At 67.1% G+C, this 13,321-nt stretch carries 8 protein-coding genes; 6 read left to right on the top strand and 2 right to left on the bottom strand.

Features of this window, described 5'->3' with window-relative positions; all coding sequences use genetic code 11:
• Positions 1-21: 21 nt before the first annotated feature.
• Complete coding sequence (gene bhcR / locus RHOSA_RS0106285; protein WP_027288004.1) at positions 22-840, bottom strand: HTH-type transcriptional regulator BhcR; 819 nt, start codon at positions 838-840, stop codon at positions 22-24.
• Between the two features lie 203 nt (positions 841-1,043).
• Between bhcR and bhcA the strand changes: the two genes are divergently transcribed.
• From bhcA to bhcD, 4 genes are all read left to right on the top strand, one after another.
• Positions 1,044-2,234 (top strand): L-aspartate--glyoxylate aminotransferase BhcA, encoded by a 1,191-nt coding sequence (bhcA, locus tag RHOSA_RS0106280; RefSeq protein ID WP_027288003.1) that lies wholly within the window; start codon positions 1,044-1,046, stop codon positions 2,232-2,234.
• Between the two features lie 19 nt (positions 2,235-2,253).
• The gene (gene bhcB, locus RHOSA_RS0106275) at positions 2,254-3,243 is read left to right on the top strand and encodes a beta-hydroxyaspartate dehydratase BhcB (RefSeq protein WP_037255800.1); all 990 of its coding nucleotides are present in this window, start codon (positions 2,254-2,256) and stop codon (positions 3,241-3,243) included.
• Between the two features lie 32 nt (positions 3,244-3,275).
• Entirely contained in the window at positions 3,276-4,427 is a 1,152-nt protein-coding gene (gene bhcC, locus RHOSA_RS0106270; protein ID WP_027288001.1) for a 3-hydroxy-D-aspartate aldolase BhcC, read from the top strand.
• A 119-nt stretch (positions 4,428-4,546) separates the two neighbouring features.
• Positions 4,547-5,530, top strand: a complete 984-nt coding sequence (gene bhcD, locus RHOSA_RS0106265; protein ID WP_027288000.1) for an iminosuccinate reductase BhcD — start codon at positions 4,547-4,549, stop codon at positions 5,528-5,530.
• A gap of 79 nt (positions 5,531-5,609) precedes the next feature.
• Here the strand turns inward: bhcD and RHOSA_RS0106260 are convergent, their stop codons facing one another.
• Complete coding sequence (locus RHOSA_RS0106260) at positions 5,610-7,472, bottom strand: M3 family oligoendopeptidase (protein ID WP_081728529.1); 1,863 nt, start codon at positions 7,470-7,472, stop codon at positions 5,610-5,612.
• Between the two features lie 148 nt (positions 7,473-7,620).
• Between RHOSA_RS0106260 and RHOSA_RS0106255 the strand changes: the two genes are divergently transcribed.
• Both RHOSA_RS0106255 and RHOSA_RS0106250 read left to right on the top strand, forming a co-directional pair.
• Positions 7,621-9,501, top strand: coding sequence for an AMP-dependent synthetase/ligase (locus tag RHOSA_RS0106255; protein ID WP_051431873.1), 1,881 nt, complete (start codon positions 7,621-7,623; stop codon positions 9,499-9,501).
• Positions 9,502-9,733: 232 nt separating this feature from the next.
• Positions 9,734-13,288 (top strand): indolepyruvate ferredoxin oxidoreductase family protein, encoded by a 3,555-nt coding sequence (locus RHOSA_RS0106250; RefSeq protein WP_081728528.1) that lies wholly within the window; start codon positions 9,734-9,736, stop codon positions 13,286-13,288.
• The last annotated feature ends 33 nt before the right edge of the window (positions 13,289-13,321 follow it).

Genomic DNA, 13,321 nt, shown 5'->3' with positions numbered 1-13,321 from the left:
CAGACCGGTCCGAGGCGTATGTCACGGCCGTGCCCCACCGATCCGGTGGGTCACCTCGTCCGCGCTTTCGCGGACCAGCGGGCCGAACTCGGCCAGCTTGTCGTCGGGCAGACGCACGGCCGGGCCGGAGATCGAGATACCGGCGACGATCTCCCGAAACTCGTTGAAAATCGGCGCGGCCAGGCAGCGCATGCCGAGCTGACGTTCCTGATCGTCGATCGCCCAGCCGCGCGTCCGGGTTGCCGCCAGGTCCTCGTTCAAGCGATCTAGCGTGGTGATCGTGTTGTCGGTGAAGGCGGGCAGCCCCCTCTGCCGCGTGATCGCGGCGACGCGTTCCGAACTCATTTCCGCCAGCAGTGCCTTGCCGATGCCGGAAGCGTGCATGTGTCCCCGGGTACCAGGCGGGAAGAAGGCACGGATCGGCTGCTGCGTTTCCACCTGGGAAACGAAGACGACATCGCCCGCATCCGGCACGCCCAGGTTCGCCGTCTCCCCCGTGCGTTCGACCATACGACGCATCATCTGCCGGCCGGCATCGATGTAGTTGGCGCGCAGCAGGTAGGTGCTGCCGATCCGAAAGGCCTCCACCCCAACCGCCCAGGTCTGATCGACCTCGTCGAACTCGACGATGCTGTGTTGGCGCAGCGTCTCCAGCAGGCGATGGACGGTCGACGGCGCCATCTCGGCGGTCACCGCCAGATCGGTCAGGGTCGCGCGGCCGAATTGCGACAGGGTGGCCAGCACCTGGATACCGCGGTCCAGCGCCTGCACCGTCGTCGCTGCCGTATCACTGGACGCGCTGCGCGGTCGTCCACGCCCGCGTCGTCCGCCCTGCGCCATGTCTCTGCCTCCCGACGGGCCTTGAGCGTCAACGGAATTTTCCGCGTGCCGTTGTGCAAGTGCGAATGGAAAAATCGATATTTCAAATGAATCAGTATTCTAACCGTTTTCCAGGGGCAACTGGAAAAGTTTTCTAGAAAAATTGCAGAAAATTCCGGCCGGCGTACCATACCGGGTCAGCGAACCTGGGAGGTTAAACGCACATGAGCCAACAGAACCCCGTCTTCATTCCCGGGCCAACGAACGTCCCCGACCGGTTGCGCCGGGTTATGGATATGCAGACGCTGGACCACCGGGCCCCCGATTTCGCCGACACCTTCCAGCCGGTGCTGGCCGGTGTGAAGCGCATCCTGAAGGCGAGCAGCGCCCAGGTGATGCTGTTCCCGGCGAGCGGCACCGGCGGCTGGGAAGCCGCGATCACCAACACGCTGTCGCCAGGCGACAAGGTGCTGGCCGCACGCTACGGCATGTTCTCCCACCGCTGGATCGACCTGTGCCAGCACCACGGCCTGGACGTGCAGGTGATCGATGTGGAATGGGGCGAAGGCGCACCGGTCGAGCAGTACGCCGAAGCGCTGCAGGCCGACAGCAACCACGAGATCAAGGCCGTCCTGGCCTGCCATAACGAGACCGCGACTGGCGTGGTCAGCGACATCGCTGGCCTGCGCAATGCACTGGACGATACCGGCCACCCAGCCCTGCTGTTCATCGATGGGGTCAGTTCGATCGCCTCGATGGACTTCCGGTTCGACGAGTGGGGCGTCGATATCGCCATCACCGGCTCGCAGAAGGGCTTCATGCTCTATACCGGCATGGCGATCGTGGCGGTCAGCGAGAAGGCGCTACAGGCGATGGAGAGCGCCCGCCTGCCCCGCTGCTTCCTCGACTTCCGCGACATGCTGAACGCGAACGCCCAGGGCAGCTTCCCTTACACCCCGCCGCTGCAACTGATCTTCGGCCTGAGCGAGAGCATCAAGATGCTCGAGGAAGAAGGGCTGGAAAACGTGTTCGCCCGCCACCACCGCCTTGCCGAAGGCGTGCGCCAGGCGGCGCAGGCCTGGGGCCTGCCGCTCTGCGCCAAGCGCCCGGAACTCTACTCCGACAGCGTGACCGCGATCCACGTACCGGACGGCTTCGATGCCACGGCGCTGATCAACCACGCCTACGCCGCTTATGGCGTGTCCTACGGCGTCGGCCTGGGCGAGGTCGCGGGCAAGGTGTTCCGGATCGGCCACCTGGGCAGCCTGACCGACGTCATGGCGCTGACCGGCATCTCCACGATCGAGATGGCGATGCACGAGCTTGGCTACCCGATCCAGCTCGGCGCCGGCACGGCGGCCGCGCAGGCCTACTACAGCAAGACGCGCGGCGAGCTGCGCGCGATGGCCGCCTGAAGCCAGGGAGGCGAACGCCATGACCGTCGACGAGAAAGCCAAGGACGCCGCCGGGCTCGACCTGCCGACCTACGACGACGTCGCCCGCGCGCACGAGCGGATCAAGCCGTACATCCACGAAACGCCGGTGCAGACCTGCACGACGATGGACCAGCTCTCCGGCGCGGAGCTGTTCTTCAAGTGCGAGAACTTCCAGAAGGCCGGCGCCTTCAAGGTCCGCGGCGCGAGTAACGCGGTGTTCGGGCTGTCGGACAAGCAGGCCGAGAAGGGGGTGGCCACCCACTCCTCGGGCAACCACGCGCTGTCGCTGTCCTACGCCGGCGGGCGGCGCGGCATCCCGGTGCACGTGGTAATGCCGCACTCCGCCCCGCAGGCGAAGAAGGACGCGGTGCGCGGCTACGGCGGCGAGATCACCGAGTGCGAGCCGTCCACCTCCTCGCGCGAGGCGGTGTTCGCGACCGTGCAGGAACGCACCGGCGCAGACTTCGTCCACCCCTACAACGACCCGCGGATCATCGCCGGCCAGGGCACCTGCGCCAAGGAGATGCTGAGCCAGATCGACGGGCTGGACGCGGTGATCGCGCCGATCGGCGGCGGCGGCATGGTCTCCGGCACCTGCCTGACGCTTGCAGCACTCGCCCCGCACATTGAGATCTACGCCGCCGAGCCCGAGGCGGCGGACGATGCCTACCGCTCATTCAAATCAGGCACGCTGATCCAGGACGACGCGCCGCAGACCATCGCGGACGGCCTGAAGGTGCCGATGAAGGAATACACCTGGCACTTCGTACGCAATTACGTGACCGACATCCTGACCGCGAGCGAGCAGGAGATCGTCGATGCCATGCGGCTGACCTGGCAGCGCATGAAGATCGTCATGGAGCCGAGCTGCGCCGTGCCGCTCGCTACCATCCTGAAAAACAAGGACGTCTTCGCGGGCAAGCGCGTGGGCGTGATCGTCACCGGCGGCAACGTCGACCTCGACAAGCTGCCGTGGATGACGGCCTGAACCAGTTGACCCCATCACGGGAGGGGAATGCCATGAACATGCAGACCAACCTGAGTCAGCTTGAGGTCGGCTACGACATCCCGGCGGCGATCGGCATGCCGGAAGCCGAGATCCAGACCCCCTGCCTGGTGGTCGACCTGGACGCTTTCGAGCGCAACGTCGCGAAGATGCAGAAGTTCGCCGACGAGATGGGCGTGCGCCTGCGCGTCCACGGCAAGATGCACAAAAGCGCGGACGCGGCACTTTATCAGATCGAGCAGGGCGCGATCGGCGTGTGCTGCCAAAAGGTGTCGGAGGCGGAGAGCTTCGCGCGCAACGGCGTGAAAGACGTGCTGGTCTCCAACCAGGTGACCGATCCCAAGAAGATCGACCGGCTGGCCCAGCTCCCCAAGATCGCCCGCACGCTCGTCTGCGTCGACGACCTGGACAACGTGCAGCACCTGTCCGAAGCCGCACAGCGCCATGGCACCGAGATCGAGGTGCTGGTCGAGATCGACTGCGGCGCCGGACGCTGCGGGGTGCAACACGGGGAGCCGGTGCTGGCGCTCGCCAAGGCGATCGACGCCGCCCCGGGTCTCACGTTCGCCGGCCTGCAGGCCTACCAGGGCGCGGCCCAGCACGTGCACGACTTCCAGGAGCGCAAGGCCAAGATCGACGCCGCGATCGATCAGGTCCGCGGGACGGTCGACCTCCTGCAGCAGAACGGCCTGACCTGCGCCATCGTCGGCGGGGCCGGCACCGGCTCCTACTACTTCGAGGGCAACTCCGGGGTCTACAACGAGTTGCAGTGCGGTTCCTACGCCTTCATGGACGCCGACTACCAGCGCGTCCTGGATGAAACGGGCAACCACATCAGCGAGTTCGAGAACGCCCTGTTCATCCTCTCCACCGTGATGAGCCACGCCAAGGCCGACAAGGCGATCTGCGACGCCGGCCTGAAGGCGCAGTCGGTCGACAGCGGCCTGCCCTACGTGTTCGGCCGCGACGACGTCGAGTACATCAAGTGCTCCGACGAACACGGCGTGATCTCGGACCCGCAGGGCCACCTGAAGATCAACGACAAGGTCAAGCTGGTCCCCGGCCACATCGATCCGACCTGCAACGTGCACGACTGGTACGTCGGCGTGCGCGGCGGCAAGGTCGAGCAGATCTGGCCGATCACCGCCCGCGGCAAGGCCTACTGAGGACTCCACAGCAACACGGCCGTAAGCCGAAAGTCCCTCTCCCTTCGAAGGAGAGGGACTTTCGTTCCAGCCGCGCCTTCCAGACGAACACACCCGACCAACAAGCCAGGACGACACGCATGACCGACAATCATCAGGTAGTGGTGGTGCCGGAAGACCTCTGCGAGGCGCTGGTTTCGCGCGCCGACGCGTTCCAGGCGGTGGAGCAGGTGTTCGCCGCGATGGCCAGCGGCGATGCCCGCAACTTCCCAGTGGTACGCGAGGCAACTGGTCACGCCGAAGCGCTGTTCGGCTTCAAGTCCGGCTTCGACAAGGCGGGCATGGCGCTCGGTCTGAAGGCCGGCGGCTTCTGGCCCGGCAACGCGGACAAGGGCCTGACCAATCATCAGTCGACCGTCTTCCTGTTCGACCCCGACACCGGACGGCTGCAGGCGCTGGTCGCGGGCAACTACCTGACGGCGGTGCGCACAGCGGCCTCCTCGTCCGTCTCGATACGTCACCTGGCCCGGCCCGACGCCAAGGTGCTGGGCATGGTCGGCGCCGGCCACCAGGCGCAGTTCCAGTTGCGCGCGGCCGCCGAGCAGCGGGCGTTTGAGAAGGTCGTCGCCTGGAACCCGCACCCGGACATGCTGTCCAAGCTGGAAGCGGTCGCGCGCGAGATCGGTCTGCCGTTCGAGGCGGTGTCGCAGCATGAGTTGGGCGCGCAGGCGCACGTGATCATCACTATCACGAGCGCCTTCGAGCCGCTGTTGATGCGGGATTGGATCAAGCCCGGTACCCACATCGCCTGTATGGGCACCGACACCAAGGGCAAGCAGGAAGTCGATCCCGAACTGGTCGCCGGCGCGCGTGTCTTCACCGACGAGGTCGCACAGTCAGTTCAGTTGGGCGAGACGCAGCACGCGGTCGCCCAGGGCCTGCTCGCGGAAAGCGACATCACCCCGATCGGCGAGGTGATCAACAAGACCCACCCGGGCCGGCAGAGCGATGACGAGATCACGCTGTTCGACGGCACCGGAGTGGGCCTGCAGGACCTCGCGGTCGCCGCCACCGCCGCCAAGCTCGCCCAGCAGCAGGGCAAGGCGGAGACGGTGCGGCTCTAGCGCTGACGGACGTCGGGATGCACGCGGCGGCCAAGCGGTCGCCGCGCCGCCAGTCGCCCGTGTGCTAGCCGCCCGCGTGCTAGTCGAAGGTCTCCAATTCGTCGATGAAGCGTTCGATCAGGCCCAGGCCCTGATGCCAGAAGTTGGGGTCGCTGGCGTCCAGGCCGAACGGGGCCAGCAGTTCGCGATGGCGCTTGGTGCCGCCTGCCTGCAGCATCTCCAGGTACTTGTCGGCGAAGTCCCCGTGCGCGTTCTCATAGACCGCGTACAGGCTGTTCACCAGACAGTCGCCGAAGGCATAGGCATAGACATAGAACGGCACATGGATGAAGTGCGGGATGTAGCACCAGAAATACTGGTACTCCTCGTCGAACAGGAAGACATCGCCCAGCGCCTCGCGCTGCGTCTCCAGCCAGATCTCGCCCAGGCGTTCGGGTAGCAGTTCGCCGTTTTTGCGCTCGTCGTGGACGCGGCGCTCGAACTCGTGGAAGGCGACCTGGCGCACCACGGTGTTCAGCATGTCCTCCACCTTGGCGGCCAGCATGACCTTGCGGCGCTTGGGATCGGTCTCGTTGCGCAGCATCCGCTGGAAGGTCAGCATCTCGCCGAACACGCTCGCGGTCTCTGCCAGCGTCAGCGGCGTATCCGCCATCAGGTGACCCTGGTGGGCAGCCAGCACCTGGTGCACGCCGTGGCCCAGTTCATGGGCGAGCGTCATCACATCCCGTGTGCGCCCCTGGTAGTTCAGCAGCACGTAGGGGTGCGCACTCGGCACCGTCGGGTGGGAGAACGCGCCCGGGGCCTTGCCCGCGCGGGTCGGCGCGTCGATCCAGTTATCGTCGAAGAAGCGCTGGCCGACCTCCGCCATCCGGGGCGAGAACTCGGCATAGGCGTTCAGCACCGTCTCGCGCGCGTTTTGCCAGGGGACCACCTTGTCGTCGTCTTCCGGCAGCGGCGCGTTGCGGTCCCAGTAGGGCAGCGTGTCCTTGCCCATCCACTTGGCCTTGAGGCGGTAGTAGCGGTGCGAAAGCTTGGGATAGCTCTCGCGCACCGCGCCGACCAGCGCGTCGACCACCTCGTCCTCGACGAAGTTCGCCAGGTTGCGCGAGGAGACCGGCCGGGCAAAGGCGCGCCAGCTGTCCTCGATCTGCTTGTCCTTGGCGAGCGTGTTAGTGATCAGCGAGAAGGTGCGCACCTGCTCGCCCAGCGTGCCGCCAAAGGTCTTGGCCGCGGCCTTGCGGGTCGCCTCGTCATGGCTGGTCAGCTTGTTCAGCACCTCCGAGGAGGTCAGTTCCTCGCCGTGCAGCCGGAAGCGCAGCGCGGCCATCGTCTCGTCGAACAGCCGGACCCAGGCGGAGCGGCCCGAGACGTGCTTTTCGTGCAGCATGCGCTCCAGCTCGTCGGAGAGCTGGTGCGGGCGGAAGGCGCGGACATCGCGCAACCAAGGTTGATAAACGCGCAGCTTCTCGCTCTCGAGTTTCGCTTCCAGCGCGTCCTCGGGAATGTTGTTCAGTTCAAGCGTGAAGAAAACCAGGTCGGTGGAGATCTCGGTCACCGACTCCTGCATGCCCTGGTAGAACTTGCCGACCTCCGGGTTCGACATGTCGCCGGAATAGACCAGCTGGGCGTAGCTCATCAGCCGGCCCAGCACTTCCTCGATCGCCTCGTAGCGCTCGATCGCCACGGCCAACGTGTCGCCATTCAGCCCGGCGAGTCGGCCCTCGTAGTCCTCGCGCAGCTGACGCGCCTGGCCGCGCGCACGCTCCAGATCGTCCTGCAGATCCTGCGACTGCGTACCGGAATAGAGGTCGTTCAGGTTCCACTCGGGAAGCGACCCCAAGTCCTCCCGACCGGCCGCGCCACCGCGCTGGTCGGCATCAGGGGCGCGGTGCAAATCGGCAAAGGGGCGGCTCGGGCGCGTCGAAACGGCGGTGTCGGGCATGCATCTCCTCCTTGATCCCCAAGCGATATAAGGGGACATAGGGACCAAGGAAAGACCGGAACCGATGGGCGTTCGGCAATGGCGTTGGCGACGCGGGAACCGGTGAAGCGGCTGCGCGCACAAGCCGGCACGAGGTGAGGGAGGTAACATGGCGCTGGCCACCACGGCCCGCCGCGAGGCGGTGGGTCCGGATTTTGCGCACGACGACTACGACCGTTGGGAGAGTATCCCGCAGGCCTTTTTCGACGTCGTCGCACGCGCGCCTGACGCGCCGCAGCTGTGGGCCAAGCACGACGGCCGGTGGCAGCCGCTGACCCGCGCCGAGGTGGCCGAACGGGTGCGGGCCCTGGCTCGGGGGCTGCACCGACTGGGCCTGCAGCCGGGTGAACGGGTCGTGCTGGTGGCGGAAAACCGACCGGAATTCGTGATTGCCGATCTTGCGATCATGACCGCTGGCGGCATCACCGTCCCCGCCTACACCACCAACACCGAAGCCGATCACCTGCACGTTCTGGAGGACAGTGGGGCGGCGTTCGCGGTCGTCTCCACCAAAGAGCTGGCTCAACGCGTGCTGCCGGCGGCGGCGCGGGCCACCCACTGCCGCACCGCGATCCAGATCGAGGGCGAGTTGCCGACCCAGCAGCCGGCGCACCTCGACGTGTATCCCTGGAGCGCCGCGATCCAGGCCCCTGCGGGTAACGGCGCGTTCGACCCGGATACCGCTGCCCAGGCGCTCGCGCGCGATGCCACCGCCTGCTTCATCTATACCAGCGGAACCGGCGGCGCGCCGAAAGGCGTGGTGCTGAGCCACGGCAACATCCTGTCGAACTGCAAGATGGCCTACCATCTGCTCACGTCCTTCGGGCTGGGCGACGAGGTATTCCTGTCCTTCCTGCCGTTGTCGCACTCCTACGAGCACACGGCCGGGCAGTGCTTCCCGCTCACGATCGGGGCGCAGATATACTATTCGCGCGGGGTGGAGCACCTGTCGACCGAGTTGCAGGAGGTGCAACCGACCGTGATGACGGCGGTGCCACGGCTCTACGAATCCTTCCAGCAGCGCATCCTGCGCGGGATCGAGAAGGCTCCGGCACACCGGCGTAAACTGTTTCACAAGACGGTGGAGCTGGGCCGCAAGCGCTATCACGATCCAGGCGCGCTGACCCTGGTCGAGCGGCTGCAGAACGCCGTGCTCGACCGGCTGGTGCGCCGCCAGGTCGCCGCGCGCTTCGGCGGGCGGCTGAAGGGCATGGTTTCCGGCGGTGCGGCGCTCGACCCCGAGGTCGGGATCTTCTTCCACGCCCTCGGCGTCCGGGTGCTGCAAGGCTACGGCCAGACCGAGACTTCGCCCGTGGTCGCCTGCAACCCACCAGGAAAATGCAAGCTCCACACCGTGGGTCCGCCGCTGCCCGACGTGACGGTCCGCATCGCCGAGGACGGCGAGCTGTTGGTGCATGGGCCGAACGTGATGCAGGGCTACTGGGAACTGCCCGAACAGACGGCTGCAACGATCAAGGATGGCTGGCTGCACACCGGCGACCTGGGGGCGATTGACGAGGAGGGCTATGTCCAGATCACCGACCGCAAGAAGGACATCGTCGTGCTGTCCGGCGGCGACACGCTGTCACCCGCCCGCGTCGAGGGCTTCCTGACCCGACAGCCAGAGATCGCCCAGGCGATGGTGTACGGCGACCGGCGACCGCATCTGGTCGCGATCCTGGTGCCGGACGGCGAGTGGCTGGCCGACTGGGCCAAGCGCCATGCCAAGACCGGCGACAAGACCGGCAGTGGGGGCGCCGACCAGTTGATGGCCAACCTCGCCGAGGACACGGACCTGCGCGCCGAGCTGGACCGGGTGGTCCATCGGGTCAATCAGGAAATATCCCAAAGCGAGAAGGTCCGCCGCTTCGTGATCGCTCCCGCCCCCTTCACCGTCGACAACGACATGATGACCCCGACCCTCAAGGTCCGCCGCCACAAGGTGAAGGAACGCTACCAGGAGAACCTGGAAGCACTGTACGGCCGGTAGTGGCGGGCAGCGGCCCCGAGCAAAAACCACCGCGAAACAATGTTGCGCCTCCATTGGCGGCCGGATAGTGACCGAAGCCATGGCCGGCGCTTATGCCCAACGTCGTTGCTTTCTCGACATCGTGACCCCGCGTTGAGTTGTCGCAGGGGTTGGGACGGCGATATTTTACGGGTGAGCGCTGCGGTTTCAGGGCTGCGGTGCTGAGGCCGACCCCGATGGAGGTTTCGCCGCGATGGCCGATACACCTGCCCAAGCCGACAAGCTGATCCAGGCTGCCGCCCGCGCGGGCGTGCCGGCTCCCGAGGTGAGACTGGACGACAAGTACCGGCTGGAGCGCGGGCGGATCTTCCTGTCGGGCACGCAGGCGCTGGTCCGCTTGCCGTTGATGCAGCGCCAGCGCGACCAGGCGGCGGGGCTGGAAACCGGCTGCTTCGTGGCGGGCTATCGCGGCTCGCCGCTGGGTAGCTTCGACAGCCAGATGTGGGCGGCCAAACGCTTCCTCGACAAGGCCCGCGTGCAGTTCACCCCGGCGGTCAACGAGGATCTGGCGGCCACCGCCGTCTGGGGCAGCCAGCAGGGCGACATCTTCCAGGACTTCGACTGCGACGGCGTGTTCGGCATCTGGTACGGCAAGGGTCCGGGTGTCGACCGCTCGGGCGATGCCTTCCGCCACGCCAACATGGCCGGCACGGCCCGCCACGGCGGCGTGCTGGCGCTGGCCGGCGACGATCATACGGCGAAATCCTCCACCACCGCTCATCAGTGCGAGCACGCGCTGATGGACGCGATGATCCCGGTGCTAAACCCGGCGGGCGTGCAAGAGATTCTGGACTACGGCCTGATCGGCTGGGCGATGAGCCGCTATTCCGGCTGCTGGGTGGGGTTGAAGACGATCGCGGAGACGGTCGAGTCCACCGCCAGCGTGCACACCGACCCCCAGCGCATCGCACTTGCCCTGCCGGACGACTTCGAGATGCCGGCGGGCGGGCTCAACATCCGGTGGCCGGACAGCCCGCTGGAGCAGGAAGAGCGGCTGCACCGCTACAAGGTCTATGCCGCGCTCGCCTTCGCCCGCGCCAACGCGCTCGACCGCACGGTGGTCGACGGACCGAACCGGCGGATCGGCCTGATCGCCAGCGGCAAGTCCTATCTCGACCTGATGCAGGCACTGGAAGACCTGGGCCTCGATCTCGACGCCTGCCGCGATCTCGGCCTGTCGATCTACAAGGTCGCCATGCCCTGGCCGCTGGAGCGCGCTGGCGCGCGCGCCTTCTGCGAGGGCCTCGATGAGGTCCTGGTGATCGAGGAGAAGCGCGCGGTCATCGAGAACCAGTTGAAGGAACAACTCTACAACTGGCAGGCCGACAAGCGCCCGCGCGTCACCGGCAAGTTCGACGCAGAAGGCGCCTGGCAGCTACCGAGCTGGCACGAGTTGACCCCGGCGATGATCGCCCGCGTGCTCGCCAAGCGCTTGCAGGCCCACGGCGTGCCGCCGCGGGTCGAACAGCGGCTGACCTTCCTGCAGGCCAAGGAACAGCAGCTTGCCCAGGAGCAGCCGCCGCTCACCCGGCTGCCCTACTTCTGCTCCGGCTGCCCGCACAACTCCTCGACCAAGGTGCCCGAAGGCAGCCGCGCGATGGCCGGGATCGGCTGCCACTACATGGTCCAGTGGATGGACCGCAACACCGCCACCTACACCCACATGGGCGCCGAGGGCGTACCCTGGATCGGCCAGGCGCCCTTTTCCAAGACGAACCACGTGTTCGTGAACCTGGGCGACGGCACCTACTTCCACTCCGGCAGCCTCGCGGTGCGCGCCTGCGTCGGCGCGGGCATCAATATCACCTTCAAGATCCTCTACAACGATGCGGTCGCGATGACCGGCGGCCAGGCGGTCGACGGTCCGCTCGACCCCGCGATGATCTCCCGCCAGATGGCCGCGGAAGGCGTACAGCGGATCGAGGTCGTCACCGACGAGCCTGAAAAGTACCCGCGCGAGACGCCCTGGGCATCGGGAGTCACGGTCCACCACCGCGACGACCTGGATCAGGTACAGCGGTCCCTGCGCGAGACCGAGGGTGTCAGCGTCCTGATCTACGACCAGACCTGCGCGGCGGAGAAGCGTCGCCGGCGCAAGCGCGGCACCTACCCCGACCCCGACAAGCGGGTGTTGATCAACGAGCTGGTCTGCGAGGGCTGCGGCGACTGTTCGGCCAAGTCGAACTGCGTCTCCGTGGTGCCGGTGGAGACGGAGCTGGGCACCAAGCGGGCGATCGATCAATCGAGCTGCAACAAGGACTTTTCCTGCGTCAACGGCTTCTGCCCCTCGTTCGTGACGATCACGGGCGGGGAGCTGGCCAAGCAGACCTCCGACGGCATCGACGACGGGGCGGCCGACAGCTGGGCGTCGCTGCCCGAGCCCGAGGTGCCGCCCCTAGGCGCACGTCCCTACGGCATCCTGGTGACCGGCGTCGGCGGCACCGGCGTGGTCACGATCGGCCAGTTGCTCGGCATGGCCGGGCATATCGAGGGCAAGGGCGCGAGCGTGCTCGACATGACCGGGCTGGCGCAGAAGGGCGGCGCGGTAATGTCCCACGTCCGCCTTGGCGAGAGCCCGGAGGCGATCCAGTCGACCAAGCTGTCGGCGGGCGGAGCGGATCTCGTGCTCGGCTGCGACCTCGTGGTCGCGGCGGGCCAGGAGGCGCTGGGCAAGATCGCGGCCGGACGGACGCGCGCGATCCTGAACACCCACGAGACGGTGACCGGCGACTTCACCCGCACCCCGGACTACAGCTTCCCGGGGCGGCGGCTGCAACAGCGCGTGGCGGAGGCCGCCGGCCAAGAGGCGACCGAAATGCTGGAGGCGACCCGGATCGCCACGGCGCTGATGGGTGATTCGATCGCCACCAACCTGTTCATGCTGGGCTACGCCTGGCAGCGCGGGACGGTGCCGCTCGCCAAGCAGTCGATCCTGCAGGCGGTCGCCCTGAACGGCGTCGCGGTGGAGAGCAACGTCCGCGCCTTCGAATGGGGCCGGCGCGCCGCGCACGATCTGCAAGCGGTCGAGGCGTTGATCGAGCCCGCCGACGACACGCAGGCCAAGGGCTGGCACAAGCTGTCCGACAGCCTGGAGGAAGCGATCGACCGGCGCGTCGCCTTCCTGCGTGCCTATCAGGACACGACCTACGCCGAGCGGTACCGCACGCTGGTCGAGCAGGCCCGCGCGGCGGAACGGAAGATCGATCCCGAGAGCGACGCTTTCGCCTGGGCGGTCGCCCACAGCGCCTTCAAACTGATGGCGATCAAGGACGAGTACGAGGTCGCCCGTCTCTACACCGACGGGCAGTTCGACGCGCAGCTGAAGCGCCAGTTCGCCAAGGCGCCCAAGGTCACGGTCCACCTCGCCCCGCCGATCCTGGCCAAGACCGACCCCACCACGGGCGAGCCGAAGAAGACCGAGTTCGGCCCCTGGGTGTTCCCGGTTTTCCGCGTCCTCAAGCGGTTCAAGCGCCTGCGCGGCAGCGCCCTCGACCCGTTCGCCTATCTGGCTGAGCGCAAGCAGGAACGCCGGTGGCGCGACGACTTCGAGCAACTGGTCGGGGAGCTGTGCCGCGACCTGACGCCCGCGCGCCTGCCCACCGCCGTCGAGCTCGCCGCCCTGCCGCAGCAGATCCGCGGCTTCGGCCCGGTCAAGCAGCGCAACGCCGAGACCGCCAAGGCCCGCGAGGCCGAGCTGCTGGCGCAGTTCCGCACGCCGGGCGAACCGACCCGGCAGGCGGCGGAATAGCGAAGACACGGTGACCGCTGCGGGGACGCCTGT

The organism is Rhodovibrio salinarum DSM 9154 (assembly GCF_000515255.1).
Taxonomy (GTDB): domain Bacteria; phylum Pseudomonadota; class Alphaproteobacteria; order Kiloniellales; family Rhodovibrionaceae; genus Rhodovibrio; species Rhodovibrio salinarum.
Note: the sequence above shows the minus strand (reverse complement) of the source record. Positions and strands in the feature narration are given on the sequence as shown.